Genomic DNA, 26,370 nt, shown 5'->3' with positions numbered 1-26,370 from the left:
AGGGTAGCGTCAGACCACGCCCTGCGCCAGCATCGCGTCGGCCACGCGCACGAAGCCGGCGATGTTCGCGCCGTCGACGTAGCTCACGCTCCCGTCCTTGCGCGCGCCGTAGTGCAGGCACGACTCGTGGATGCCCTGCATGATCTGCAGCAGGCGGGCGTCGACCTCGTCGCGCGTCCATGACAGGCGCGCGGCGTTCTGGCTCATCTCCAGCCCCGAGGTCGCCACGCCGCCGGCGTTGCTCGCCTTGCCCGGCGCGTACAGCACGCCGTGGCCTTCGAACACCTTCACCGCGTCCATGGTCGAGGGCATGTTGGCGCCTTCGGCCACGCAGACCACGCCGTTCTTCACGAGCACGCGTGCGTCTTCCTCGTTGAGTTCGTTCTGCGTGGCGCTCGGCAGCGCGACGTCGACCGGCACGTGCCACGGCGTGGCGCCTGCTACGAAGCGCGCGCCGGTGCGCTGCGCATAGTCGCTGACGCGGCCGTAGAGGTGGTTCTTGACGTCCATCAGCACTGCGAGCTTCTCGGGCGTGAAGCCGTCCTCGTCGACCACGGTGCCGCTCGAATCCGACACCGTCACCACCTTGGCGCCCAGCGCCATCGCCTTTTCGATGGTGTACTGCGCGACGTTGCCGGCACCCGAGACGCTCACCCGCATGCCCTCGAAGCCGCGGCCCTTGCGCTTGAGCATTTCCTGCGCGAAGTAGACGTTGCCGTAGCCGGTGGCCTCGGGGCGGATCAGCGAGCCGCCGAAGCTCAGGCCCTTGCCGGTGAAGACGCAGTCGGCGCGGTTGGTGAGCTTCTTGACCATGCCGGCCATGAAGCCGACCTCGCGGCCGCCCACGCCCACGTCGCCTGCCGGCACGTCGGTGTCGGAGCCGATGTGGCGGAACAGTTCGCTCACGAATGCCTGGCAGAAGCGCATCACCTCGCCCTGGCTCTTGCCCTTGGGGTCGAAGTCGGCGCCGCCCTTGCCGCCGCCCATGGGCAGCGTGGTCAGCGCGTTCTTGAAGGTCTGCTCGAAGGCCAGGAACTTGAGGATCGACAGGTTCACCGACGGGTGGAAGCGCAGGCCGCCCTTGTACGGGCCGATGGCCAGGCTGTGCTGGATGCGGAAGCCCCGGTTGACCTGCACCTCGCCGTGGTCGTCGACCCAGGACACGCGGAACATCACCACCCGCTCGGGTTCGACCAGCCGCTCCAGCAGGCTGTGGGCGGTGTACTTCGGGTGCTGCTCGATGTAGGGCCAGAGGCTTTCCATGACCTCGGTCACGGCTTGCAGGTACTCGGGCTGTCCGGGGTTGCGTTGGGCGACATGTGCCAGGAAACCCCCGACGGATGCGTGCTTCATTCCAGTCCTTCTCTTTTCAAATTGGTGCATAACCTTATGCGAATCTTGCATTTTGCATGATTCATGAACCAATTCGAGGCTCAAAACCCCTTTCAGGTGCACGCGAAATGCCTCCCAGGCCAATTTCCGCCCCAAAAGAGGTCGCCGACCAGCTTCACGCCATTTCCTCCCGCGCGCGATAGCGCCGCTTCCATGTGGCTGTCATTGGACTTTGGTCCGATGCGCCGCACGCCCCGGCGGCCTAGCATTTGGTCACTTATTTATGTGACAAAGCTCTCATATATGTAACTTTTCCAGCACTACATCCTTGTTTTTATTGAGCTTTGTCTCTCTGAAACAGGCTACCTCCCTAATTCTGGGGATTGTTAGTAAATATCTCGATTTGTATCTTCCGTTCGTCTTTGATGCATGCCGGGACGGTAACGGCAACGGACAGCGCGCCGCCGAACGGGGCGAAGGGCGCCGAAAACTTCAACGTGTGTTCCTGTCAATTCAACCTTTTCTGAGAGCGAAAAATGTCGAATAGCTTGCAAAAATGGGTCGGCCGCAATCGCCCGCCGCGCGTCCAGATCACCTATGACGTCGAGATCGGCGACGCCGTCGAAAAGAAGGAGCTGCCGCTGGTCGTGGGCCTGCTGGCCGACCTGTCGGGCCAGCCGGTGCAGCCCCTGCCGAAGCTCAAGGAGCGCCGCTTCGTCGAAGTCGACCGCGACAACTTCGACGAAGTGCTCGGCAACATCTCGCCCCGCCTCGACCTGTCGGTGCCCGACACCATGAAGGGCGACGGCAACCTGAAGATCGAACTGAACTTCAAGGAATTCGGCGACTTCCACCCCGAAGCCATCGTGAGCCAGGTGCCCCGCCTGGCCAAGCTGCTCGAAGCCCGCCAGCAACTGCGCGACCTGCTGGCCAAGCTCGACGGCAACGACGAACTCGACGACCTGCTCGAGAACGTGCTGAAGAACACCGAAGACCTCAAGGCCGTCCAGAGCCAGGCCAAGGCCGAAGCCGCTCCCGCCGCAGCAGCCCCGCAGGCAGCCGCAGCGGAAACCCAAACGTCCCCCGAAGCCGAAGCACCGGCTGCGTGATCAACCACGCCGGCCGCAGCCCCGCGGGCGCGAACCGGCAATTCTTGAATGGTGATAGAGATGGCCAACAAATCCAAAGCCGCCGAAGCCGGCAGCGCAGCGACCACCGTCACGACCAGTGACATGAGCCTGCTCGACAAGATCGTCTACGAGGGCAAGATGACGACCGAGCCTTCGCAGGGCGCCTACGCGAAGAAGCTGATCGGTCAGCTCGCCTCGCAGATCCTCGACGAAGGCATGAAGACCAGCCCCGACAAGGGCGTGGTCACGCTGATCAACGAGCGCGTCGCGGAAATCGACCGCCTGCTGACCGACCAGCTCAACGCGATCCTGCACGCCCCCGAGTTCCAGGCCCTCGAAGGCTCCTGGCGCGGCCTGCGCGACATGGTGTTCGGCACCGAGACCGGCAGCAACCTGAAGCTGCGCCTGCTCAACGTGAGCAAGAAGGACCTGCTGAAGGACCTGGAGACCGCCGTCGACCACGACACCAGCGTGCTCTTCAAGAAGATCTACGAAGAGGAATACGGCACCTACGGCGGCCACCCCTACTCGCTGCTGATCGGCGACTACTACTTCGGCCGCCACCCGCAGGACATCGCCCTGCTGGAGCGCGTCTCCCGCGTGGCCGCCGCCGCGCACGCACCCTTCATCGCCGCCGCCGCGCCCGCGCTGTTCGACTTCAAGTCGTTCACCGAACTCGGCATTCCGCGCGACCTGTCCAAGACCTTCGAGAGCGCCGAGCTCGCCTCGTGGCGCAGCTTCCGCGAATCGGAAGACTCGCGCTACGTGTCGCTGGTGCTGCCCAGCTACGCGGCCCGCCTGCCCTACGGCGCCAAGACCAACCCCGTCGAGAACTTCAACTACGAAGAAGACGTGGACGGCAGCGACCACGGCAAGTACCTGTGGGCCAACGCGGCCTACCAGCTGGGCCTTCGCATCACGCAGGCGCACTCGCTGTACGGCTGGACCACGGCCATCCGCGGCGTCGAAGGCGGCGGCAAGGTCGACGGCATGGTGGCCCACGCCTACAAGACGGACGAAGGCGACATCGCCCTGAAGCCGCCGACGGAAGTGACCATCACCGACCGCCGCGAGAAGGAACTGAGCGACCTCGGCTTCATCGCCATCGTCAATTCCAAGGGTTCGAACACCGCCGCCTTCTTCGGCGGCCAGACCGTGAACAAGCCCAAGGTGTATGACAAGGACGCGGCCAACGCCAATGCGGCCGTCTCGGCCCGCCTGCCCTACATCCTGGCCGCCTCGCGTTTCGCGCATTACCTGAAGGTGATCGTGCGCGACAAGATCGGCAGCTTCCAGACGCAGGCCGACATGCAGAAGCACCTGAACAACTGGGTGGCCAACTACGTGCTGGTGAGCCCCTCGGCGCCGCAGGCCATGAAGGCCAAGTACCCGCTGAGCCAGGCCCGCGTGGACGTGACCGAAGTGCCGGGCAAGCCGGGCTCGTACCGCGCCATCGCCTTCCTGAAGCCGCACTTCCAGCTCGAGGAGCTCTCCGCCTCGATCCGCCTGGTGGCCGACCTGCCGGCCGCGGCCGCCTGACCAACCCGACATCCACGTCTACCTACAGACAGACTGAAAGAGCTTTCAAATGCCTATCTACCTCAAGATGCCCGGCGTTACCGGACAGACCCAGATCGAGGGCCACAAGGACGAAATGGAAGTCCAGAGCTTCCAGTTCGGCGCCGGCCTCGCCGTGACCTCGGGCACCTCCAACCAGGAGCGCACCGCGGGCAAGCCCAGCTTCTCCGAAATCACGGTGACCCGCACCACCGACTCCGCCACGCCCCAGCTGATGCAGAAGCTCGCCGGCGGCGAGGTGTTCGCAGGCGACACCATCATCACCTTCCCGCGCGAAGACAAGAGCGGCCTGCTGCCCCTGATGGTCGTGACCCTGACCGACGTGATCCTCAGCGGCTTCTCGGTGTCCAGCGGCGGCGACCTGCCGCAGGAAAGCATCTCGCTGAACTACGCGGCCATCAAGGTCGAATACACCAAGCAGAAGGAAGAAGGCGGCCAGGAAGGCGTCGCACCGTTCGGCTGGGATCTGTCGAAGAACACCGCGGTCGCGTGACGGCCCGACGCTGACGTCCGGCGCCCACCGTGTCCGAACTTGTCAAAGGGGGCGTCCTGCCCCTGTTCGACCGGCTGGCGTCGGCGCTGCCCGAGCACGCCCATGGTGTTCATCTGGAGACGATGGAGTCCGTGCAGGACTCCATCGGCCGTGAGCTGCGCCAGCTGTTCAACACGCGCTCGCCACTGTCGGTTGCCGACTACGCGCAGGGCAGCGGCACGGTGCTGGAGTACGGCATTCCCGATTTCTCCTCGCTCAGCGCGCAGAACGCCGCCGACCTGCAGCAGCTGGCCGCCGTGCTGCGCCAGGCGGTGCAGCGCTACGAGCCGCGCCTGTCTGACGTGAGCGTGCAGCTGAGCGCCACGCCCAACCGGCATGAAGTCGCGCGGGTGCGCATCGGTGCGCAGGCGCGCGCCGGGCTCGCGCTGCGCCGCGTCGACTTCGAAATGCTGCTCGGCACGCCGGACAGCCTGATGAAAGTCGCCTGACGTGTCCGACATCCAGCACAGCGACCTGCTGCAGTACTACAAGCGCGAACTGTCCTATTTGCGGGGACAGGGGGCGGACTTCGCCCAGCGCTACCCCAAGGTCGCCTCCCGGCTCTCGCTGCACGGCGGCGAATCGCTGGACCCGCATACCGAGCGGCTGATCGAATCGGTCGCCTTTCTTTCCGCGCGCGTGCACCGCGACCTCGACCAGGAATTTCCCGACGTCGCCTATGCGCTGCTCGACAACCTCTGTCCGTCGCTGGTGCAGCCGCTGCCCTCGATGTCGGTGGCGCAGTTCGCGCTCGACCCGGCACAGGGCAAGGTGACGTCCGGCTTTCCCGTGCCGCGCCACACCATGCTGCATGCGCGCACCGCGCATGCGCACTCTTCGCACGCGCCGGGCCAGGCCCCGCAATCGCGCGAATGCCGCTTCCGCACCGCCTGGGACACCGTGCTGTGGCCGCTGCGCATCGTGCATGCCGCCATCGACACCGACGCCGTGCTGCGCCTCACGCTCGAATGCGAGGCCGGCACCGACTTCTCCGAACTCGAGATCGACAACCTGCGCATCCACCTGCAGGGCGACTGGATGCTCACCATGCCGCTGTACGACGCGCTGGTGTCGGGCGTGAAGTCGGTCGGCGTGATGCCCGAAGGCGGCGCGCTGCGGATGCTGCCGCCCGACGCCTGGCGCGAGGTCGGCTTCGCCGAAGGCGAAGAGGTGCTGCCGCAGCCCTCCAACGCGCAGCCCGCCTACGGCCTGCTGCAGGAGTACTTCGCGTTTCCGCGCAAGTTCCATTTCTTCGACCTGCATCACCTGCGCTCGCGCCTGGGCCGCGGGCAGCGCTGCGACCTCGTGTTCCAGCTCGACCGGCCCACGCGCGCGCTGCGGCATCTGGACGCCGAGAACTTCCAGCTCGGCTGCACGCCCATCGTCAACCTGTTCCCGCGCGTGAGCGAACCGCTGGTGATGGACCAGCGCCACTACGAATACATGCTGGTGCCCGACCGCCAGCGCGACGCGACCACCGAGGTGCATTCCATCATCTCGGTGATCGCCTCCGACCCGGACGCAGACAAGCCGGTGAACGTGCCGGGCTTCGCCGCGCTCGGCCATGTGGACGGCGCGCAGGGCGCCGTGTTCTGGGCCGCGCGGCGCGAGCCCTGCCTGCGCCAGAACATTCCCGGCACCGACGTCTTCCTGTCTTTCGTCGACCAGGGCAAGACGCACAGCCGGCCCGCGCAGCCCGTGGTCTACGCGCACCTGCTGTGCACCAACCGCCGGCTGGCCGAGCAGGTGCCGGTGGGCGCGCGGCTGGTGGCCGAAGGACCGTCGCAGCCCACCAGCGTGCGCTGCCTGTACGAGCCCACCGCGCAGCGCGACCCGCCGCTGGGCAGCGAGACGCTGTGGCGGCTGGTGTCGCTGCTCACGCTCAACCACCAGTCGCTGGTGGACGGCTCCACCGGCCGCAAGCAGCTGCGCGAAATGCTTTCGCTGTTCGCCTCCGACAGCCGGCGCGACCACGCCCAGATTCTCGGCATTGCCGGGCTCTCGGCGCGCGGCGTCACCGCCCACGTGGGCACCGAGGCCTGGCGCGGCTACTGCCGCGGCACGCAAGTCACGCTCGAATTCGAGGACGACGCCTTCGTCGGCGGCTCCCCTCTCATGATGTCGGCCGTGCTCGCGCGGTTCTTCGCCATGTACACCTCGATGAACTCCTTCGTGCGCCTCGTGGTGCGCGACGGCGACGAGGTGCGCAAGCAATGGGCGCCGATGACGGGCCGGCAGGTCGTGCTGTGATCGAAGAACTCAGCGCCCGCCCGCAGGACTTCAACCTGTTCCAGGCCATCAGCCTGCTCGAGCGCGCCGCGCCCGACGCAGTGCCCGTGGGCCGCTCGCAGGGCCCGCGCGAACGCGAGGCAGTGCGGCTGCATGCCTTCGTCACGCTGGCCTTCGAGGCCAGCGACGTGCGCGAGGTCGACACCGACGCGCCGACCGGCGAGCCCTTCTCGCTCACCACGCCCGCGCTCTCGCTGGGCGGCAGCGGCGGCCCGCTGCCGATGCCCGTCACCGAGATGCTGCTGGAGCGCCGGCAGCGGCGCGACCATGCGACGGCCGACTTTCTCGACATCTTCAACCACCGCTTCCTGGCCTTCCTGTACCGCAGTCGCCGCAAGCACCATGTGGCGCTCAATCCGCAGTCGCCCTCCGGCTCGACGCTGGCGTCCACGCTGGATGCCGCCAGCGCGCTCGGCCTGCGCTCCGGCGTGCGCGCGCCCGACGGCTCGGCCCTGTGGCTGCGCCATGCCGGCCTGCTGGGCGGCGCGCCGCGCGGCATGACCGCGCTGCTGGCGCTGCTGCGCGATCGCCTCGGCGTGCAGGTGCAGGGCACGCAGTTCCGCGGCCGCTGGCTGGCGCTGGAGCCCGATGCATCGGCGCGGCTGGACATGCGCACGCCGCTGGGCGGCGGCACGGTGCTCGGCAAGCGCGTGTGGGACCAGGGCGCCGGCATTCGCCTCACCTTCAGCAACCTGAGCCAGCAGCGCCTGCGCGACCTGCTGCCCCGGGGCGCCGACCATGCGCTCGCCAAATGGCTGGTGCGCCGCTTCATCCCGCAGGACCTGAAGGTAGAGATGGAGCTGCAACTCGCGCCCGCCGAATCGCGCAGCAGCGTGCTCGGCGCCGCGAACCCGATGCGGCTGGGCTGGACCTCGTGGGTTGCCAGCCCTTCTTTCCGGGGCGCGCTGCCCCCCGTTCAACACACCCTGACCAGCGACGCCGGCGACGCGCCCGGCGCCTGAGCCTCATATTCCTCATGGACATCGACATCCGCACCCTGCTCGGCCGGCTCAACCCGGAATGCAAGCGCGCCATGGAACAGGCGGCCGAGCTGTGCGTGCAGCAGACGCACTACAACGTCGACCTCGAACACCTGCTGCTGAAGCTGGTGGACAACGACGCGCCCGACCTGCGGCTGGTGTTCGGCCGCTTCGGCATCCGGCCCGACACCGTGCAGGCCCAGCTGCAGAAATCGCTCGACACCTTCAAGCGCGGCAACGGCCGCACGCCCAGCCTGGCGCCCGACTTCGCGCCGCTGTTCCAGGAAGCCTGGCTCATGAGCTCGATGCTGCTGGGCCAGCAGCACATCCGCTCGGGCACGCTGATGCTGGCGCTGCTGGAGGTGGACCGCCTGCGCGGGCGCCTCGTCGACGCCGCGCCGGCGCTGCTGCAGATTCCGCGCGGCGCGCTGCGCGACGAACTCGCGGGCCTGCTGCAGTCCTCGCCGGAAGACGCGGCAGCCTCGGCATTGAACGCCGCGCCGACAGCTTCGGCGCTCGCACCGAACCAGCCGGCCGCGCCATCGCTCGCGGATGCGGGCGCGGCGCCGCTGCAGATGCCCACCGCGCGACGCGGCAACTCGGCGACGCCCTCGCTCGACCAGTACACGGTCGACATGACGCAGCTTGCGCGCGACGGCGCGATCGACCCCATTCGCGGCCGCGACGGCGAGATCCGCCAGATCATCGACGTGCTGCTGCGCCGCCGCCAGAACAACCCCATCCTCACCGGCGAGGCCGGCGTCGGCAAGACGGCCGTGGTCGAAGGCTTCGCGCAGCGCGTGGTGCAGGGCGACGTGCCGCCCGCGCTGCGCCAGGTGTCGGTGCGCTCGCTCGACTTGGCGCTGCTGCAGGCCGGCGCGGGGGTGAAAGGCGAGTTCGAGAACCGGCTCAAGTCGGTCATCGCAGAGGTCAAGGCCTCGCCCACGCCGGTGATTCTGTTCATCGACGAGGCGCACCAGCTCATCGGCGCGGGCGGCGCCGAAGGCCAGGGCGACGCGGCCAACCTGCTCAAGCCTGCGCTCGCGCGCGGCGAACTGCGCACCATCGCCGCCACCACCTGGGCCGAGTACAAGAAATACGTGGAGCGCGACCCTGCGCTGGCACGGCGCTTCCAGGTGGTGAAGGTCGAGGAGCCGAGCGAGGAAGTGGCCATCGACATGCTGCGCGGCATGGTCGAGACACTGGAGAAGCACCACGGCGTGGAGATCGTCGACGACGCGGTGCGCGAGGCCGTCAAGCTCTCGCACCGCTACATCACCGGACGCCAGCTGCCCGACAAGGCCATCAGCGTGCTCGACACCGCCTGCGCGCGCGTGGCCATCGGGCAGAACGGGCTGCCGGCCGAGCTCGAATCCGCCGCGCGCGACATCGCCTCGGGCGAGAGCGAACTGCGCGTGCTGCGCCACGAAGCCGCCACCGGCGGAGACCATCAGGACGCCATCGCCACGCTCACCGCGCGGCTCGACACGCTGCGCCAGAAGCACAAGCGCCTGTCCGACAAGGTCGATGAAGAGAAGCACGCGGTGATGGAAATCGTCGCGCTGCGCCGCAAGATCGCCGACAGCCTGCGCGACGACGCGCCGCCGCCCGACGAGGAGAACGACCCCGCGCTACTCACCGCCGCGCTGCGCCGCCTCGAAAAGGGCCTGGAAGCGTTGCAGAGCGACGAGCCCATGGTGCCCGTGTGCGTCGACGGCGTGATGGTGGCCGAAGTCATCTCCGGCTGGACCGGCATTCCGGTCGGCAAGATGATGACCGACGAGCTGCACACGGTGCTCAACCTGAAGGAAAAGCTGGCCGAGCGCGTGGTCGGACAAGACGATGCGCTCGACGCCATCGCGCGGCGCGTGCGCACCTTCCGCGCCGACCTCGACGACCCGGGCAAGCCCGTGGGCGTGTTCATGCTGGTGGGGCCCAGCGGTGTGGGCAAGACAGAGACCGCCTTCGCGCTGGCCGACCTGCTGTACGGCGGCGAGCGCAACGTCATCACCGTGAACATGTCGGAGTTCCAGGAGGCGCACACCGTCTCCAGCCTCAAGGGCGCGCCGCCAGGCTACGTGGGCTACGGGCGCGGCGGCGTGCTGACCGAGGCCGTGCGCCGACGCCCCTACAGCGTGGTGCTGCTCGACGAAATGGAGAAGGCCCACCCCGACGTGCTGGAGCTGTTCTTCCAGGTGTTCGACAAGGGCACCATGGAAGACGGCGAAGGCGTGCAGATCGACTTCAAGAACACGCTGATCCTGCTGACTTCCAACGCCGCGCAGGACGTGATCACGCAGGCTTCGCAAGGCGGCCGCAGGCCCGACCCCGAGGAGCTGGTGGAGCGGCTGCGCCCCGAGCTGCTCAAGCAGTTCAGCCCCGCATTCCTCGGCCGGCTGGCGCTGGTGCCCTACCACCACCTGGGCGACGAGCAGATCCGCTCGATCGTGAACCTCAAGCTCGGCAAGCTGGCACGGCGCTTCGCGCTGAACCACCACGCCGCCTTCACCTGGGACGCGCAGGTGGAAGACGCCATTACCGCGCGCTGCACCGAGGTGGACAGCGGCGCTCGCAACATCGACCACATCCTGGCCCATGCGGTGCTGCCCGAGCTGTCGCGCCAGGTGCTTGAACGCATCTCGATGGCCGCTGCGTTCACCGCCGTGCACATGGGCGCGGACGGCGGCGGCGCCTTCGCCTTCAGCTTCGAGCCGGCAACGCTGAGCTGACAGATGAACATGCGCGAAGGCTTCACCCAGCACGCCGCGTTCCTCACGGTGAAGACCGTGCTCGGGCCGGACGACCTGCTGCTCGACACCTTCCAGGCCACCGAGGGGATGTCGCGGCTGTTCGCCTGCTCGCTCACCATGCGTTCGCCCTTGAGCACGCTGCAGGGCGCCGACCTGATCGGCACCTCGGCCACTGTGGCGATGCAGCGGCCCGGGAAAGAAATGCGCTTCTTCAACGGCATCGTCTCGCGCTTCTCGTACCTGGGCAGCCACGGAGATTTCGCGACCTACTCGCTCGAGCTCGTGCCGCGCATGTGGCTGCTCACGCTGGGCCGCGACCGCGTGATCTACCAGAACCTGAGCACGGTGGAGATCATGGAGAAGGTGTTCACCGAATTCAACGTGGCCTACAGCTCGCAGCTAGGCGGCACCTATGCCAAGCGCGAGTATTGCGTGCGCTACGACGAGACGGCCTTCGACTTCGTCTCCCGCCTGATGGAGGAAGAAGGCATCTTCTATTTCTTCACCTTCGCGGACGGCGAGCACAAGCTCGTGCTGGCCGACAGCAAGGTGGCGTACGCGCCCTGCCCCCACGCCGACACCCTCCTGCTGCGCAGCGGCGCGGAAGGCCTGGCCCACACCCACACAGTGACCCGCTTCGAGTCCGACGCCCGGCTGGTCACCAAGTCCCAGGCGGTGGACGACTACGACTTCCTCACGCCCGACACCAGCCTGCGGGTGCAGCAGGACGGCAAGGCCGGGCAGGGCCTCGACTACGAATACCCCTCGCGCGTGGCGGCCGCCGCCGGCGCTGCGCGCGCGCGCATCCGCCTGGAAGCGCGCCAGGCCGGCAGCCAGTCGGGCCGCGGCGACAGCCGTTGCCACTACCTGACGCCGGGCACCACCTTCACGCTGCAGGAGCATCCGCGCGCGGACTTCAACGTGGAGCACGTGGTGTACAGCGTGCAGCACCATGCCGAACGCGAGCACTACAGCAACAGCTTCGAGACACTGCCGCCCGACCTGCCGTTCCGCCCGCAGCGCCTCACGCCGCGGCCGGTGGTGGCGGGCAACCACACGGCGCAGGTGGTGGGCCCCCCCGGCGAAGAAATCTGGACCGACGAACACGGGCGCATCAAGGTGCAGTTTCCGTGGGACCAGCTGGGCAAGAAGGACGACAAGAGTTCGTGCTGGATCCGCGTCTCGCAGATGTGGGCCGGCAAGGGCTGGGGCGCCCTCTTCCTGCCGCGCATCGGGCAGGAGGTGATCGTGAGCTATGTCGACGGCGACCCCGACCGGCCGCTGGTCTCGGGCAGCGTCTACAACGGCACGAATCCCACGCCGGTAAGCCTGCCGGGCATGTCGACGCAAAGCACCATCCGCTCGCGCTCGACCAAGAACGGCGAAGCCGGCAACGAGATGCGCTTCGAGGACAAGAAGGACTCCGAACAGTTCTACCTGCATGCGCAGAAAGACATGCTGGCGGAAATCGAGAACGACCTGACCACCACGGTGATGGCCGGCAACGAGCTCCACACAGTCACCAAGGGCAATCGCACCGTCAAGGTCGACACGGGCAACGAGACCCACTCGGTCAAGGGCACGCGCGCACTGGAAGTCACCGGCAACGAGACGCACGACAACAAGGCCAACTTCACGCAGACGGTCACGGGCAACTACGAGCTCAAGGTCACCGGCAACCTGGTGATCGACGTGACGGGCACGCTGCTGATCAAGTCGGCCCAGACGCTGGACCTGAAGGCCGGCACCGACCTGGGCGCCAATGCGGGCGTGAACTTCAAGGCCGAAGCCGGCGTGGCGCTGTCGGCCAAGGGCGGGGCCTCGCTGTCGAACGAGGCGCCGTCGATCAGCAGCAAGGCATCGGGCATGAACGCCGTCGAAGGCGGCGGCATGGTCACGCTCAAGGGCGGGCTGGTGAAGATCAATTGAACGCCATGGCCATTCCTTCTTCCTCGTCTCTGCCATCCGCACCCGATGCGGTCGTGCGCGAGGCCCTGGACGATGCGGGCCGCACGGTGGTGCGCGCTTCCTTCCTGGGCGACGTGCCGCACGGTCCGATGCAGGTGTTCTCGGCACCGGGCAAGCCGGCAATGGATGCCGCCTACCAGGCCGGCCTTCCGCACGGCGCCATGCGCCTGTTCGACGAGCGCGGCCAGCTGCTGCAGGAAACCCAGCGCGTGGGCGGCGTGGCCGAAGGCGTGACGCGCGGCTACTACCCCAGCGGCAAGCTGATGCAGACGCAGACGCACGTGCGCGGCGCGCTGCATGGCGAGGCCGTGTCCCATGCCGAGTCGGGCGACGTCACCGCGCGGTTGCGCTACGTGGCCGGCCGGCTCGACGGCGAGGCCCGCTACTTCCACGAAGGCCGCATGGTGCGGCGCGAGAACTACCGCGCCGGCCTGCTCGACGGCGAAGTGCTCGACTACATGCCGGGCGGCGGCGTGGCGCAGTCGTCCACCTACGTGGCCAACGTGCTGCACGGACCGCTGCGGCGCTTCTGGCCCAACGGCCAGCTGATGGAAGAAATCGCCTACCGCCAGGGCAAGCCCTGGGGCAGCCCGCGCCGCTTCGACGACGCCGGCCGCGAGATGGTGGCCACCACCGCGCCACCGGGCTTCATGAAGAGCCTGGAAAAACTCGTGAGGGGGAGCTGAGCCATGGGAATGCATGTGTGCATGGGCGCCACGCTGCAGTGCAGCTTCGGTGCCGCGCCTTCCTCCCTCTGCGTGCTGCCGGTGGCCGGCGTGGTCACCAGCAGCGTGCCAGCGGCCACCATCATGGACAACAAGCCCTTCGTCAACATCCTGCCCTTCGGCACCTGCAACAGCATGGCGAACCCGATGGTGGCGGCCGCCACGGCCGCCGCGCTCGGCGCCTTCACGCCGATGCCCTGCATTCCGGTGCCCGCCGCGCCGTGGGCGCCGGGCTCGCCCACGGTGCTGCTGGGCAACATGCCCGCCCTGCAGGACAGCTCCAAGCTCGCCTGCAACTGGGGCGGCGTGATCCAGGTCGTCGTGCCGGGGCAATTCACTTCCATGGTTCCCTGAACCGGTCACCGCCTATCTCTGCCCCACCCCATGTCGCAATACGTTTTCACGATGAGCTCCCGCATGGTCGCCATCACGGCAGCCTGCCTGGTTCTGCTGTGCGTCCTCCTGTTCCTGATGGGCATCGAGATCGGCAAGCTGCTGGCGCCTCCGCCCGCTTCCGCTCCCGCTGCTGCCGCCGTCGCGGCGCCCGCGCCACTGCCTTCTTCCTCGCCTTCGCCCGCGCCGGCTCCCGCCGCCCCCACCCAATGACCAAAGTGATTCCAAGCATGTCGAACAACACACGACAACTCATGGGCATGCACGTTGCGCTGCGGCGCCTTGCCCTTCCCGCCTTGCTGGCGTTCGCCGGGCTCTGCGCGAGCAGCGCCGCCGGTGCCGCGGGCGAGCGCCCCGTGGCGCAGGGCGTGCTCACCGCTGCGGCCGCCGCAGCGCCGGTGGTGGCGCTCGCCGCGCCAGCCGCCGCGGCGCCCGCAGCCGACGCGCCATCCGCGCCCCCTGCACCGGTGCTCACCAACGGCCTCGTGCGCGTGCCCGACGGCCGGCTGCTGGCACCCGACATCGCGCGCATCGTGATGCGCGGCGAACTGGTGGTCGCCATGCTCAAGGTCGACACGCCGCCGTTCTTCTTCTTCGACGACAGCGGCCAGTGGACCGGGCTGGAAGTGGGGCTGGCGCAGTCGCTGGCCAAGGAGCTGGGCGTCAAGCTGCGCTTCAACCGCGACGCCGGCACCTTCAACGCGGTGGTCGACCTGCTGGCCAACGGCCAGGCCGACCTGGCCATCAGCAAGCTCTCTCGCACGCTCGCGCGCACGCAGACCATCGCCTTCAGCGACGCGTATCTCACGCTGAACCACTCGCTCATCCTGAACCGCGTGAAGTTCGCGCAGCTCTCGCGCGGGCGGCCGCTTCCGGAGGTCATCCGCAACTTCGACGGCAGCATCGGCGTGATCGCGAAGTCGTCCTTCGCGGACTACGCGCGCACCAACTTCCCGCACGCCAAGGTTCAGGAATTCGCGACCTGGAACGAGGTGCTCGCAGCTTTGCACAAGGGCGAGATCGTGAGCGCGTACCGCGACGAGTTCGAGGTCAAGCGCGTGCTCAAGGCCGACCCCACCGTGTCGCTGGTGCTGCGCACCGTCACGCTGAAGGACCTGGAAGACACGCTGGGCATCGGCGTGGCCGTGACCGACACCACGCTGCTGGCCTACGTCAACCAGTTCCTCGCCCAGCGCACCGAAAAGCTGGACATCCAGAAAGTGCTGCAGGCGCTCGACCGCTGAGCCGCCGCAACGCACGCACACCCATCATGAATTCCTCCAAGTTCTACGCCTTCGTCCTCAACCCCTGGGTCGTGATCATCAGCCTGGGCGCCGGCGTCGCCTTCGGCATGCTCGCACCCGCGCTGGCAACCACGCTGGGCTTCGTGGGCGACATCTACGTCGACCTGCTGAAGATGATCACGCTGCCCTTCATGGTCTCGGCCGTGATCTTCAGCCTGCAGCGGCTGTTCCGCGACGGCGGCACCGCCAGCCTGCTGGGCCGCGTGGCGCTGGTGTTCCTGGCGTTCTCGGCCTTCGTGGCCATTGCCGGCGCGGCCACGCTGCTGATTCTTCGCCCCGGCGAGAACCTGCCGAGCACCACCATGCAGACCTTCGGCCAGATCGTCGGCGGCGACCTGAGCGCCAGCGACACGGCCATGAACCTGCGCGGCGTCGACGAAGTGAAGAAGACCGCCAGCTTCGCCGACCTGCTGGTGAGCCTGGTGCCGGCCAACATCTTCTCGGCGCTGGCCAACGGCGACACGCTGAAGACGCTGGTGTTCGCGCTGCTGTTCGGCCTGGCGGTGGGGCATGTGCCCACGCGCATCTCCGACGGCCTGACGCAGGCGCTGGAGACGGTCTACCACGCCTGCCAGACGCTGATGCGCTGGCTGAGCTTTCCGCTGCCGGTGGTGCTGTTCTGCATGAGCGCGGCGCAGCTGGGCAAGACGGGCATAGAGCCGCTGCGTGCGATGGGCGCCTTCGTGGTGGCCTTCCTGGTGGTGTCGGTGCTGCTGCTGGCGGTGGCCGCGGTGATCATCTGGAAGCGCTCCAACGGCACACTGGGGCAGACGCTCAATGCGCTTCGCGGCCCCTTCGCGCTGGCGCTGGCCACGCGCAGCAGCGCCACCTGCATGCCGATCATGATCGAGAGCCTGGTCACGCGGCTGGGCTTCGCGCGCTCGCGGGTGGAGCTGCTGGTGCCGCTCACGGTGTCGCTGCTGCGCATCGGGCCGGTCGTGTACTACGTGTGCGCCACGCTCTTCATCGCGCAGATCTACGGGCGCTCGCTGTCTCCGGTGGAAATCGGCATCGTGCTCACCTCGTCGGTGCTCGCGGGCTTTGCCTCGGCGGGCATGACGGGGCTGGTGACGGTGTCGCTCATCGGCATGACCTGCACCTACCTGGGCCTGCCCTTCGAGGCGGCGTTCATCCTGTTCTTGGCAGTGGACCCGGTGTGCGACATGCTGCGCACGCTGGTGCTGGTCATCGGCAACACCGCGGCCGTGGCGGTGGTGTGCCCACGGCCGTTGAAGATCTAGGGAACACGCGCTCATGTCACGCATCGGCGTTCTCGGCGGCATGGGTCCATCGGCCACGGTGGACTTCATGGAAAAGATCATCCAGCTCACGCCCGCCACGCGCGACCAGGAGCACCTGCCGGTGATCGTGGCCAACCTGCCGCACGTGCCCGACCGCTCCAGCGCCATTTTGGGCACCGGGCCCGACCCGCTGGCCGCGCTGCTCGCGGGCATCGACGTGCTCAACAGCATCGGCGTGGGCGTGGTCGCGATTCCCTGCAACTCGTCGCACCACTGGTATGCGCAGATGGTGGCGCACAGCCGGGCGCCGGTGATCCACATCGCGCAGTCGTGCGTGGCCGCCATCGCCACGACGCCAGCCGGCCGGGCGGTGCGGGTGGCGGTGCTCGCCACGCGCGGCGCGCTGGCCTCGGGCTTCTACCAGGAGGCGCTGCGCGAGCGCGGCATCGACTTCCTCGTGCCCGATGCCGCGACCGGCCAGGACCATGTGGACGCCTGCATCCGCGCCGTGAAGGCCGGCGACGTGCAGGCCGGCGCGGCCGCCTTCGAGCTTGCGCTGCAAGCACTGGCCGCCACCGGTGCCACGGCTGTGATCATGGGCTGCACCGAGCTGCCCATCGCAGCCCATGCCGCGCATGCCGCCGAGCACAGCGCCCTCACGCTGATCGACAGCTCGCTGGAGCTGGCCCGCGCCACGGTCGCCTTCGCGCTCGACAAGGGATGGAACAAGCCGACATGGGTTTCCTGACGCGCATGTCCCACAGCCTGCTCGCCCTGCTGCTGTGCATGGCGGCAGGCGGCGTCGCGGGCATCTACGCGCCCGCGCTGGGCGACGTGGCGTACACGGCGGCGCAGGTGTACCTGTCGATCGTGAGCATGGCGGCCATTCCGCTGCTGGTGGTGGCCACCTTCTTCGGCCTGCGCCAGACCATGGGGCTGCCCTTTCCGGGGCGGCGCATCGCGATGATCGCGGGCCTGGCGCTGCTGCTGGTGGCAAGCTGCGCGGGCACGGGCCTGGCGCTGGGCTGGGTCAACTCGCCTGGCGCGCATCTCGACGCCGACCTGCGCGAGCACCTCGGCGAACTGGTGCAGAAGGCCGGCGACGGCGGCGACATGGAAATGCGGCTGTACGACAGCGGCGTGCAGGCCACGCCGGTGGAGCGCCCGCGCGCCACGCTGCTGCCCGACAACTTCTTCCGAGTGCTGGTGGAGGGACGCTCGCTGGGCATCCTGTCGTGCGCGCTGCTGTTCGGCCTGGCCTTCGCGGCGCTGGCGCGCACGCAGCACAACGCGCTCAACCACATGTTCGAGGGCATCTACCGCACGCTCGAACTCATCATCGCGCGCGCCAACATCCTGCTGCCGGTGGTGACCTTCGGCATGTCGGCGCATGTGTTCTCGCAGACCGACGCAGTAACGATCCGCGCCATGAGCGGCTTCCTGCTGCACTTCGTGGTGCTGGTGGCGCTGCTGGGCATGGCCGCCATCGCGGTGATCCACCGGCGCGGCAACCAGCCGCTGGTCGAGGTGCTGCAGCACCTGAAGACGCCGATGCTGGTGAGCCTGGTGTCGTCGAGCACCACCGCCAGCATTCCGCACACCATCGAGGCGATGAGCGCGCGCCTGGGCTTCAGCCGCGGCATCGTGGAGCTGGTGGTGCCCACCGCCTCGGTGTTCCTGCGCGCGGGCTCGGCGCTCTACTACGTGCTGCTGGCGCTGTTCGTGGCCAATCTGTACGACCGCACGCTGAGCGCGGCCGACATCGGAATGATCGGCACCGGCGCCACGGTGGCGGCCTTTGCTTCGGCCGGCAACAACAGCCTGACCAACGTGGGCTACGCGGGCATCGTCCTGTCGCTGCTGCAGTTGCCCATCGAGGCCGCACTGGCGCTGTTCCTGGCCATCGACCTGATCTGCGAAGGCCCGCGCAACCTGCTCACGCTGCTGGCCAGCTGCGCGCTCATCGCCATCGTGTCGGCCGGCCTGCCGTCTGAGCGCGTGGCCGCGCCCGCCGCCCACGCGGCGCCCGCGCAGCCGCTGCGCTTCGTGCTCACGCGCGGCAACGTCTATCTGCTGGCCGGCTGCAGCGTGCTGGCTTCCCTGCTGATCTTGCTGATGGGCATTGCCGTGGGTGCGCGGCAGGCCGTCCAGCCCTCCGCCGCGTACGCGACTTCCGCCGCGGCGAACCCTGGAATTTCGCGATGAACCGGACTTCGACTCTTTTCAGATGGATCGCCGCCGCGCTGCTGCTCGCGCAGCTGGCCGCATGCGGCAGCCTCTTTCCCAAGGGCACGCGCGTGGACTGGAGCGAGCTCACGCTGTCTGCCGCGCCCAACGCCAACCAGAACAGCCCGGTGGCGGTCGACGTGGTGATGGTGCTGGACGAAGCCATGCTCGCCCGCGTCACCGAACTCACCGCCGCCAAGTGGTTCGGCGCGCGCGCCGACCTGCAGAAGACCTTCCCGCAGAGCCTGTCGTACCTCTCCTGGGAGCTGGTGCCGGGCCAGACGATTCGCGTGCCTGCCAGCGCCATCGGCTCGCCGCGCGTGGCGGCCGTGCTCGTCTTCGCGAACTACACCACGCCCGGCGCCAACCGCGTGCGGGTGGAAGACCTCAAGGGCGCCGTCATCGCCCGCTTCGACATCCAAAGCTTCGACGTGTCGACCACGCGTTGAGCAACCCGGACCTTTCAACAGTGAACACCGTCCCCATCACCGACCGCGTCGAGTGGCATGAAGGCATGCTGCTGTCGCCGCAGCACTTCCAGCAGTTCTCCGCGCGCATGGATTCCCTCGTGGCCTGGCAGACGCTGGCCGCAGCGCCCTTCAGCTGGGGCGTGCGCCGGCTGGTGTTCGACCACGGCCTGCTGCCCGCCGGCATGCTGCGCGTGCTCGCGCTCGAAGCCATCCTGCCGGACGGCACCGCCGTGCAGTACTCGGCCGCCGAGGCCGAACACGGCGTGCTCGAGCTTTCGCTCGCGCCGCACCAGGAGCAGTTGGCCAACGAGCCGCTCGACATCTACCTCACGCTGCCCGTGACCGCCCCCGCGCGGCACCGCTCCGCGACCGTGCGCTTTCGCTCGGTGGCCGGCGCGCCGGTGGAAGACGCCGTGTCCGACGCCGAGCCCGCGAACATTCCGCGCATGCTGCCGCGCCTGGCGCTGAGCGCGGGCGCTGTGCCGCCCGGCACGCACGTGCACCTGCGGCTGGGCCAGGTCTTCAAGGACAACGAGGTGGTGAAGCTCGGCGACGCGCAGCCGCCGCTGTTGGAAGTGGCGCGCGACAACCCGCTGTGGACGGCGGCGTCCGGCCTGCTGGGCCAGTTGCGCGGCAAGGCCGCCTTCGTGGCGAAGCAGACGGCCGTGCCTTCCTCGCGCGTGGACGACAGGCTCGCGCACCTCGAGCTGAAAGACCGGCTGCGCAGCCTGCTGTCGGGCCTGCCACATGCCGAGGCGGTGCTGCGCACGCCGCACCTGCATCCGCTGCCGATGTACTGGTCGCTGTGCGCGCTGCTGGCCTCGCTGAGCCTGCTGCGGCCCGGCGGACTGCCGCCGGTGCCGATGGACTACGACCATGCGAACCCTTCGCTCGTGTTCCAGCCGCTGCTGCTGGCGCTGCGCGACGCGGTGTCCGAAGTGAGCCAGGAGTACCGCGAGCACAAGTTCGATTTCCGCCACGGCGCCTTCGAGACCACGCTGCAGCCGCAATGGCTGTCGGGTGCGCGCATCGTGGTCGGCCTGCGCGGCCAGTCCGACAAGGACCTGCTGGCCTGGATGGACAGCGCCATCGTCGGCTCGCAGTCGGCCTATCCGTCGCTGCGCGAGCGCCGCGTGCTGGGCGCGGTGCGCCGCTCCATCGAGTCGGCCGACGAACTGGGCCTGCGCCCCGGCTCGGGCTACCTGCTCTATGCCATCCAGACCAGCGCGGCGCTGACCGTGCCCGGCGAACTGCTGGTGATTGCCAATGCCAACGAAGGCGCCACCGCGCAGCCTCCGCAGGAAGTCGTGCTGTTCATCAAGGACTGACCACAATGGCACGCACCCTTCCCGACCTTGCGGTCGACGACCACATCACCAAGCAGTTCCGCGCCTTCTACGACGAGATCGTGAAAGCCCGCGACCGCACCGCCGATTCGCGCGAGACCGACCCCGACCTGGTGGCGCAGTCGCTGGCCCGCCACCTGGAAAACCTGCTGGAGCTTCAGTCGCTCGAATCGCGCCGCGACAGCACCCGCTTCGAGCTGGAGAACGTGGCAGACGCGCGCTACCTGAAGGCCGCGCTGGCCGACGAGATCCTGCTGCACACGCCGTGGATCGGCCGCGAGCGCTGGACCGCGCACCTGCTGGAGTCTTCCCTCTTCCGCACCAACATCGCGGGCGACCTGGTGTTCAGCCGCATCGAAGAACTGCTGTCGGGCCGCGAGCCCTCCAAGCGAGACATCGCGCGGCTGTATCTGTTTGCGCTGGCGCTGGGCTTCCAGGGCAAGTACCGCGGCAGCAGCGAGGAAGCGCGGCTGCTCGGCTACCGCGAGGAGCTGTTCCAGTTCGTCTACCAGCGGCCGGCCGATTTCTCGGGCCGCGACCGCGTGGTGTCGGAGCGGGCCTATGCCAGCACGCTCTCGCACATCGCGCCGCGCAAGCTGCCCACGCTGAGCCGCTGGACGGTGCTGTTCCTGCTGAGCGCCGCCACGCTGCTGGCGGTGTCGGAGCTGCTGTGGCTGTGGCAGTCGTGGCCGGTGCGGCAGGTGCTGCAGCCGGGCGCGGTCGATGCATCGGGGGCCTACCAGCGATGAACGACATGCGCCCATCAACGAGCCCCAGGAGGTCGTCGCCATGCTGACGGACCAGCTCTTTCTCATTTCCATCGCGGTGCTGACGCTGGTGGTGCTGCTCGTGCTCGGCATGGTGCTGTACTTTGCCGCGCGCCGCTCGCACGCCAAGCCGTCGAGCGACCCGAAGGTCGCGCGCATCCGCTTCGACTCGCTGCGCAGTTCGTTCCGTCAGGCGGTGGAGTTGATCGAAGGCAACATCGCCTCGCGCGCCGACCGCTACGGCATCCCATGGATCATGCTGCTCAACGAGGGCGACGACCACCGCCAGCTGCCCATCGAGCAGTCGGGCGTGGCCAGCGCGCTGAGCACCGAGTCGGCCTCGGCCGCGGCCACGCAGGGCATCTCGTGGCACTTCTTCGACCGCGGCGTGGTCATCGACATCCAGGGCGCCTACCTCGGCTCGCCCGACGACGACGATGCCTCCGAGAAGCCATGGGACGAGTTCCTGGGCATGTGCCGGGCCTACCGGCCGCAGCGGCCGTTCGACTCGGTGGTCATCACCATTCCGGCGGCGCTGCTGCTGGACGACAGCACCGACGGGCGGCTCGAACTCTCCAAGCGCGCCAAGCTCGCGCACCGCCGCCTGTGGCTTGCGCAGAACCGCTTCGCGATGCGCTTCGCGGTGTATGTGCTGATCACCGGCGCCGAGCAGCTCGAAGGCTTCAGCGCCTTCGCGCGCGCGCTGCCAGAGCCGCTGCGCGCAAGCATGCTGGGCTGGTCGTCGCCCTACGACCTGTCGACCACCTACCAGCCGGGCTGGGTCGATGAGGCCGTGGGCACCGTGGTGCGTTCGGTGTCCGACGTGTCGGCCGAACTCTTCGCCACCGACACAGCGCCGCAGGGCGCCGGCCCGCAGTTGCTGCTGCCTTCGCGCATCGAGGCGCTGCGCGGCCAGCTGCAGCTGTACGTCGACGAGCTGATGCGCCCGAGCGCCTATCACGAGCCCTTCTTCTTCCGCGGCATCTACCTGACCGGCGACGCCGGCGAATCGGCGCAGGCCGTCGCGGCCATCGACGCCGAGCACGACGCCTACGGCCGCAAGGACCTGGAGCCCATCGGCGGCGACCTGATCGCGCAGCTGATGCGCCAGCCGGCGTTCCTGCGCGACCTGTTCGAGAAGAAGATCTTTCTCGAATACGGCCTCACCCGGCCGTCGCGCACGCAGACCCTGGCGCGCCCGGTGCTGCACCGCGCGCTGCGCTGGACGGCGGTGATCTTCCTCGGCGGCTGGGGCATCGGCCTGGTGGTGGCCACATGGCAGCTGCACCGGCACAACAGCACGCTGGTGTCGGCGCTCTCGCAGCTGCAGCACGACGCGCAATACCGCATGCGCGCCCAGCAGCGCGGCGAAGCCATTCCCACCGCCTGGTACCGCAACAAGGCGCTGTCGCTGCTGGCCATGAACGAGCGGCTGCGCACCGACGGCACCTACTCGTTCTTCATGCCGGGCTCGTGGCGGCCCTTCGACGACCTGAACGAGCGGGTGATCGAGCGCATCGAACGCGAGTTCGGCGACATCGCGGTGAGCACGCTGCGGCGCGAGCTGATGGCCCGCGTGAGCCAGCTCAGCGGCGTGGAGCAGGACGAGGCGACCGGAGAATTCATCGTCGGCGCGAGCTGCGGCCTGCCGCCGAGCTTCAAGACCATCGGTGACGCGCCGCGCAAGAACGGCCTGCTGGTGGAAGACCAGCCCGAGTTCGGCGCGCTGCAGCGCTACCTGGGTTCGGCCGAGCAGCTCGACGCCGCGCTGCAGGCGGTGGAACGACTGCGCCAGCCATCGACCGGCAACGCCGAAGACCTGCGCGTGGCCGTGCGCTACGCGCTGGGCGCCGAACTGCCCGCCGACCTGAGCCGCAACCTGCGCTACTTCCGCCAGGCGGCCGAAGGCAATGCACTGTCGATTCCGCTGGTGCCGGTGCAGGCCGCGCTGCGCTGCGCGCTCGACAAGGGCACGGCGCAGCTCGACGCGCGGCTGTTCGCGAACAACGAGCTGCTGGTGTCGGAGCAAACGCTGGCGCGGCTGATGCCTTCGCTCGCCGGCAACGGCACCTTCGCGCGCACCACGGCCAGCTACCGCGAAGTGATCGGCGCCATCAAGGACCAGGAAGACCTGGTGGCATCGGGCAAGGGCGGCTGGATGCGCCAGCCGGTGCTGGTGCTGGGCGCCTCCTACGACCGCACCATCGCGCGCATCGAACAGAACCGGCTGCTGGGGCAGGAGTCTGCCGACGCGGTGCGCGGCCATGCGCAAGACGCCTTCCAGAAATTCCGCGCCGAGTTCAACCTGCGCTTCGGCGGCGCGCAGCCCGGCCTGGTGTGGCAGGACAAGGACGGCCGCTTCGTGCTGGCGCCCGAACGCATCGCGCTGCGCGACGCGCTCACCGCGCTGCTCGCACAGCCCTTCATGGCCGCCGCGCGCGACCGCGAGCTGCCGGGCGCGGGCCTGCGCGCAACGGCCGCATGGGACCTGCCGCGCCTCGACCAGGCGCTGGCGGTTGGCGACATCCGCAAGCGCTACATGGCCGAGGGCATGACGGCCTTCCCGCCGACGGTGCGGCCGGCCGTCGAGAGCGCGCTGAACGCGCACTTCGCGCAACTGGTGGTCGACCAGGTGGCCGAGGCCGCGACCGGCGCCAATGACGGCATGCGCCCCACGTCGACCGCGCTGATGGCCACCGACACGCAGGCCGTCGCCTACGAAGCCTCGCGCCAGCGGCTCGCCAAGATCCAGGCGCTGCTGTACGAGCTGGGTGCCGGCCCGCGCGCCGAAGACCTGCGCGCGCTGGTGTCGCGCGACGCGCTGCAACGCCTCGAAGCCGTGGACGAGGCGTTCAACCAGTCGGAGCTGTACGCCATGCGCGGACGCGACTTCCAGGGCTGGCGCGGCGAACGCGGGCCGATGCTGGTGGCCTTCGGCGTGTCGGACACCGGCTCGCTCGCGGCCTACCTGGGCCAGCAGTTCAACCGCACCGAAACGCTGGGCAAGCTGGCCGACGGCTACATCGCGGCGCTCGACGGCGCGGGTGCGGGCTCGGTGCTCGCGCAGCGCTGGCAGGCCATCAACCGCGACCTGGAGCGCTACCGGCTGAAGAACCCGAACAGCAGCCTGCTGCTGCTCGAGCAGTTCCTGGGCACCACCGGCGCCGAGATCGACCGCGAGACCTGCGCAGCCAAGCTGGCCGGCAAGGCGCCGGCGGCGCGCATCGGCGACTACTTTGCCGACCGCCACCAGCAGATCTACAGCGCCCTGCTCGCGCGCTGCTACGAGCTGCAGTACGGCGACCAGCAGGAGCTGTGGACGCAGTTCTCCACGCGCTTCAACCGCTCGCTGGCGGGACGGCATCCTTTCGGCGCGGCCACCACCGCGCGCGCCTTCGACCTGGCCGACCCGGCGGACGTGAACGACCTGTCGCGCGCATTCGATCCGCTGGCGCGCGCGCTGAAGGAAAGCCGCGTGGACGGCGCCGTGCGCACCACGGCCATGCCGGGGGCTGCGGCGCGCCGCTTCGCCGAGCAGTTCAGCCGTGCGCGCGACTTCCTGCTGCCGCTGTTCCCCACCGACGAGGGCGGCGCGCCGGGCTACGACCTGAGCGTGGACTTCCGGGTCAACACCATGGCCGAGATCGAGGGCAACAAGATCATCGACTGGTCCTTCGAGGTCGGCGACCAGGTGCTCAAGCAGCGCGATCCGCCGCGCACGCTGCGCTGGGAATACGGCATGCCGGTGGCGCTGGTGCTGCGCATCGCGAAGGACTCGCCCGTGGTCGCGCGCGCCGATCCGCAGCAGCCCGCGCTGCTGACCGACGGACAGAGCGTGAGCTTCCGCTTTGCCGACCCGTGGGCGCTGCTCACGCTGGCGCAGCGCCAGCGCGAAGGCGATTCGCTGCAGCGCCCGGACGGCCGCTCGCAACTGCTGAAGTTCGAGTTCCCGCTGGTGGCCCAGTCGGCCGGCGACACCGCCCAGACGCCTGCCGGCGGACGCGCGCGCGTGTTCCTGCGCGTCGCGGCCAGCCCCGCCGGCAAGAAGAACGCCCTGATATGGCCCGCCGCCTTCCCGGCACGCGCGCCCGAATGGAACACGCCCTGATGGCTGCCCTGCTCTCCCCCCTGGACACCGAAGCCGCCACCGACGGCTTCGCCCCTGACCTTGCGGCATTTCTTGCGCCGCTGGACATGGACACCACCGAAGGCCCCGCCGGGCCGTCGCTGCGCTACGACCCCGTGTACGCCCGCATCCGCGAGGCACGCACCGAAGAAGACGCCAGCCTGCCGATGGGCGAATGGACCCGCCCGCTCAAGAAGGCCGACTGGCGCGCGGCCGAGATGCTGTGCACCGAGCTGCTGCAACGCCGCAGCAAGGACCTGCAGGTGGCCGCATGGCTCACCGAGGCATGGCTGCATCGGCACGGGATCGACGGGCTGATCGCCGGCGCGCGGCTGCTCGAAGGGCTGGTGCGGGAGTTCTGGGAAGGCGTGCATCCGCGCATCGGGGACGACGGGGATGCGGACATGCGGGCGGCGGCGTTCGTGTGGGCCAACGACACGCTGGCGCAGGTGCTGCTGATGCGCGTGCCGCTGCTCGCGTGGCCCGACTTTTCTCCGCCCTTCATCAACCTCGGCGACTGGCAGCGCGCGCTGACAACCGAGTTCGGCTCCGGGGCGGGCGCTTCGTCGGGCAATGCCAAGGCCAAGGGGAACGCCAAGGAAGTGGCCGAAGAGCCCAGCGCGCAGACGGTGTCACGCCAGGACATCCTCGATCGCGCCATGCGCGAGCTGCATGCGCTTGCCGCGCTCGACGACCGGGTGGCGCTGGCGGCCGAGGCCTGGCGCGACCTCACGGCGCTGCTCGACGAACGAATGGGCATCGATGCACCCAGCCTGTCGAAGGTGGCGGAGATGTTGGCGCGCATGCGGCAGGCGCTGCGCAGCCTGCTGCAGGAGCGCGATCCGCGCGACCAGCCGGAGCCCGTTGCCTTGCCGCCACCGCCCGCCTACGTATTGGAAGACGACATGAGCGAAACACCTCTCACCATCTCGCCCCCGCACATCGCCGTTGTTTCCGCACCGCTACCGCAAGCCGCGGCGAACGGGCGCATCGGCAGCCGCGCGGAGGCCTACCAGTTGCTGGAGCTGGCAGCCGAATACCTGCTGCGCGAGGAGCCGCACAGCCCCACGCCTTATCTCGTCAATCGCGCTGTGGCGTGGGGGCGCATGCCGCTGCCGCAGTTGATGCAGGAAGTGCTGCGCGAGGACGGGGACCTGAATCGGTTCTTTTCGATCATTGGCGTGCGGCCGGACGCCTGAACGGAGCTTTGACC

General features: G+C 68.8%; 21 protein-coding genes. 20 read left to right on the top strand and 1 reads right to left on the bottom strand.

The features are described from left to right. Nucleotides 1–9: 9 nt before the first annotated feature. Nucleotides 10–1,353 (bottom strand): NADP-specific glutamate dehydrogenase, encoded by a 1,344-nt coding sequence (gdhA, locus tag ACWV14_RS09535; protein WP_454907177.1) that lies wholly within the window; start codon nt 1,351–1,353, stop codon nt 10–12. 515 nt (nt 1,354–1,868) lie between these two features. Here gdhA and tssB point away from each other — a divergent pair. Genes tssB through tssA form a run of 20 tightly spaced genes read left to right on the top strand, consistent with a single transcriptional unit; the run spans nt 1,869 to nt 26,356 of the window. Then, complete coding sequence (gene tssB / locus ACWV14_RS09530; RefSeq protein ID WP_081270796.1) at nt 1,869–2,441, top strand: type VI secretion system contractile sheath small subunit; 573 nt, start codon at nt 1,869–1,871, stop codon at nt 2,439–2,441. 60 nt (nt 2,442–2,501) lie between these two features. Next, nucleotides 2,502–4,001: a type VI secretion system contractile sheath large subunit gene (gene tssC, locus ACWV14_RS09525; RefSeq protein ID WP_422085680.1), complete on the top strand. Its 1,500-nt coding sequence runs from the start codon at nt 2,502–2,504 to the stop codon at nt 3,999–4,001. Nucleotides 4,002–4,050: 49 nt separating this feature from the next. After that, complete coding sequence (locus tag ACWV14_RS09520; RefSeq protein ID WP_081270798.1) at nt 4,051–4,533, top strand: Hcp family type VI secretion system effector; 483 nt, start codon at nt 4,051–4,053, stop codon at nt 4,531–4,533. 29 nt (nt 4,534–4,562) lie between these two features. After that, nucleotides 4,563–5,021 carry a type VI secretion system baseplate subunit TssE gene (tssE, locus tag ACWV14_RS09515; RefSeq protein ID WP_422085679.1) on the top strand — a complete coding sequence of 153 codons (459 nt, stop codon included), beginning with the start codon at nt 4,563–4,565 and terminating at the stop codon, nt 5,019–5,021. A gap of 10 nt (nt 5,022–5,031) precedes the next feature. Continuing rightward, nucleotides 5,032–6,822: a type VI secretion system baseplate subunit TssF gene (tssF, locus tag ACWV14_RS09510; protein WP_454907838.1), complete on the top strand. Its 1,791-nt coding sequence runs from the start codon at nt 5,032–5,034 to the stop codon at nt 6,820–6,822. Next, a complete protein-coding gene (tssG, locus tag ACWV14_RS09505) occupies nt 6,786–7,823 on the top strand; it encodes a type VI secretion system baseplate subunit TssG (RefSeq protein ID WP_454907180.1) in 1,038 nt (345 codons plus the stop codon). The genes tssF and tssG overlap by 37 nt, the downstream gene beginning before the upstream one ends. Before the next feature lie 14 nt (nt 7,824–7,837). Beyond that, nucleotides 7,838–10,570, top strand: a complete 2,733-nt coding sequence (gene tssH, locus ACWV14_RS09500) for a type VI secretion system ATPase TssH (RefSeq protein WP_454907182.1) — start codon at nt 7,838–7,840, stop codon at nt 10,568–10,570. A 3-nt stretch (nt 10,571–10,573) separates the two neighbouring features. Beyond that, on the top strand, nt 10,574–12,520 hold the full coding sequence (locus tag ACWV14_RS09495) for a type VI secretion system Vgr family protein (RefSeq protein WP_454907184.1): 1,947 nt from the start codon (nt 10,574–10,576) through the stop codon (nt 12,518–12,520). Between the two features lie 5 nt (nt 12,521–12,525). Beyond that, complete coding sequence (locus ACWV14_RS09490; RefSeq protein ID WP_454907186.1) at nt 12,526–13,245, top strand: toxin-antitoxin system YwqK family antitoxin; 720 nt, start codon at nt 12,526–12,528, stop codon at nt 13,243–13,245. Nucleotides 13,246–13,248: 3 nt separating this feature from the next. Further along, nucleotides 13,249–13,638, top strand: a complete 390-nt coding sequence (locus ACWV14_RS09485) for a DUF4280 domain-containing protein (RefSeq protein WP_454907188.1) — start codon at nt 13,249–13,251, stop codon at nt 13,636–13,638. Between the two features lie 51 nt (nt 13,639–13,689). Continuing rightward, nucleotides 13,690–13,890 (top strand): hypothetical protein, encoded by a 201-nt coding sequence (locus ACWV14_RS09480; RefSeq protein ID WP_454907190.1) that lies wholly within the window; start codon nt 13,690–13,692, stop codon nt 13,888–13,890. Between the two features lie 17 nt (nt 13,891–13,907). Next, nucleotides 13,908–14,921: an ABC transporter substrate-binding protein gene (locus tag ACWV14_RS09475; RefSeq protein WP_454907192.1), complete on the top strand. Its 1,014-nt coding sequence runs from the start codon at nt 13,908–13,910 to the stop codon at nt 14,919–14,921. A 26-nt stretch (nt 14,922–14,947) separates the two neighbouring features. After that, nucleotides 14,948–16,222: a dicarboxylate/amino acid:cation symporter gene (locus ACWV14_RS09470; RefSeq protein ID WP_454907194.1), complete on the top strand. Its 1,275-nt coding sequence runs from the start codon at nt 14,948–14,950 to the stop codon at nt 16,220–16,222. Nucleotides 16,223–16,235: 13 nt separating this feature from the next. After that, complete coding sequence (locus ACWV14_RS09465) at nt 16,236–16,970, top strand: aspartate/glutamate racemase family protein (RefSeq protein WP_454907196.1); 735 nt, start codon at nt 16,236–16,238, stop codon at nt 16,968–16,970. Next, nucleotides 16,958–18,427: a dicarboxylate/amino acid:cation symporter gene (locus ACWV14_RS09460; RefSeq protein WP_454912707.1), complete on the top strand. Its 1,470-nt coding sequence runs from the start codon at nt 16,958–16,960 to the stop codon at nt 18,425–18,427. The genes ACWV14_RS09465 and ACWV14_RS09460 overlap by 13 nt, the downstream gene beginning before the upstream one ends. Next, nucleotides 18,424–18,897, top strand: a complete 474-nt coding sequence (locus ACWV14_RS09455) for a hypothetical protein (protein WP_422085668.1) — start codon at nt 18,424–18,426, stop codon at nt 18,895–18,897. Before ACWV14_RS09460 ends, ACWV14_RS09455 begins: the two co-directional genes overlap by 4 nt. Before the next feature lie 20 nt (nt 18,898–18,917). Continuing rightward, on the top strand, nt 18,918–20,246 hold the full coding sequence (gene tssK, locus ACWV14_RS09450; RefSeq protein WP_454907200.1) for a type VI secretion system baseplate subunit TssK: 1,329 nt from the start codon (nt 18,918–18,920) through the stop codon (nt 20,244–20,246). Nucleotides 20,247–20,251: 5 nt separating this feature from the next. Beyond that, nucleotides 20,252–21,013, top strand: a complete 762-nt coding sequence (locus tag ACWV14_RS09445; protein ID WP_454907202.1) for a DotU family type IV/VI secretion system protein — start codon at nt 20,252–20,254, stop codon at nt 21,011–21,013. Between the two features lie 40 nt (nt 21,014–21,053). Further along, complete coding sequence (locus tag ACWV14_RS09440; RefSeq protein ID WP_454907204.1) at nt 21,054–25,139, top strand: type VI secretion system protein; 4,086 nt, start codon at nt 21,054–21,056, stop codon at nt 25,137–25,139. Then, nucleotides 25,139–26,356 carry a type VI secretion system protein TssA gene (gene tssA, locus ACWV14_RS09435; RefSeq protein WP_454907206.1) on the top strand — a complete coding sequence of 406 codons (1,218 nt, stop codon included), beginning with the start codon at nt 25,139–25,141 and terminating at the stop codon, nt 26,354–26,356. The genes ACWV14_RS09440 and tssA overlap by 1 nt, the downstream gene beginning before the upstream one ends. Nucleotides 26,357–26,370 lie beyond the last annotated feature (14 nt).

The organism is Variovorax durovernensis (genome assembly GCF_977011995.1).
This window is presented reverse-complemented; position numbering and strand designations above follow the sequence as displayed.

Excerpts from the sequence above, each read along its gene's own strand:
- gdhA (WP_454907177.1), bottom strand. The coding sequence starts at position 1,353 with ATGAAGCACGCATCCGTCGGGGGTTTCCTGGCACATGTCGCCCAACGC.
- tssB (WP_081270796.1), top strand. The coding sequence starts at position 1,869 with ATGTCGAATAGCTTGCAAAAATGGGTCGGCCGCAATCGCCCGCCGCGC.
- tssC (WP_422085680.1), top strand. The coding sequence starts at position 2,502 with ATGGCCAACAAATCCAAAGCCGCCGAAGCCGGCAGCGCAGCGACCACC.
- ACWV14_RS09520 (WP_081270798.1), top strand. The coding sequence starts at position 4,051 with ATGCCTATCTACCTCAAGATGCCCGGCGTTACCGGACAGACCCAGATC.
- tssG (WP_454907180.1), top strand. The coding sequence starts at position 6,786 with ATGGGCGCCGATGACGGGCCGGCAGGTCGTGCTGTGATCGAAGAACTC.
- tssH (WP_454907182.1), top strand. The coding sequence starts at position 7,838 with ATGGACATCGACATCCGCACCCTGCTCGGCCGGCTCAACCCGGAATGC.
- ACWV14_RS09495 (WP_454907184.1), top strand. The coding sequence starts at position 10,574 with ATGAACATGCGCGAAGGCTTCACCCAGCACGCCGCGTTCCTCACGGTG.
- ACWV14_RS09490 (WP_454907186.1), top strand. The coding sequence starts at position 12,526 with ATGGCCATTCCTTCTTCCTCGTCTCTGCCATCCGCACCCGATGCGGTC.
- ACWV14_RS09485 (WP_454907188.1), top strand. The coding sequence starts at position 13,249 with ATGGGAATGCATGTGTGCATGGGCGCCACGCTGCAGTGCAGCTTCGGT.
- ACWV14_RS09480 (WP_454907190.1), top strand. The coding sequence starts at position 13,690 with ATGAGCTCCCGCATGGTCGCCATCACGGCAGCCTGCCTGGTTCTGCTG.
- ACWV14_RS09475 (WP_454907192.1), top strand. The coding sequence starts at position 13,908 with ATGTCGAACAACACACGACAACTCATGGGCATGCACGTTGCGCTGCGG.
- ACWV14_RS09470 (WP_454907194.1), top strand. The coding sequence starts at position 14,948 with ATGAATTCCTCCAAGTTCTACGCCTTCGTCCTCAACCCCTGGGTCGTG.
- ACWV14_RS09465 (WP_454907196.1), top strand. The coding sequence starts at position 16,236 with ATGTCACGCATCGGCGTTCTCGGCGGCATGGGTCCATCGGCCACGGTG.
- ACWV14_RS09460 (WP_454912707.1), top strand. The coding sequence starts at position 16,958 with ATGGGTTTCCTGACGCGCATGTCCCACAGCCTGCTCGCCCTGCTGCTG.
- ACWV14_RS09455 (WP_422085668.1), top strand. The coding sequence starts at position 18,424 with ATGAACCGGACTTCGACTCTTTTCAGATGGATCGCCGCCGCGCTGCTG.
- ACWV14_RS09445 (WP_454907202.1), top strand. The coding sequence starts at position 20,252 with ATGGCACGCACCCTTCCCGACCTTGCGGTCGACGACCACATCACCAAG.
- ACWV14_RS09440 (WP_454907204.1), top strand. The coding sequence starts at position 21,054 with ATGCTGACGGACCAGCTCTTTCTCATTTCCATCGCGGTGCTGACGCTG.
- tssA (WP_454907206.1), top strand. The coding sequence starts at position 25,139 with ATGGCTGCCCTGCTCTCCCCCCTGGACACCGAAGCCGCCACCGACGGC.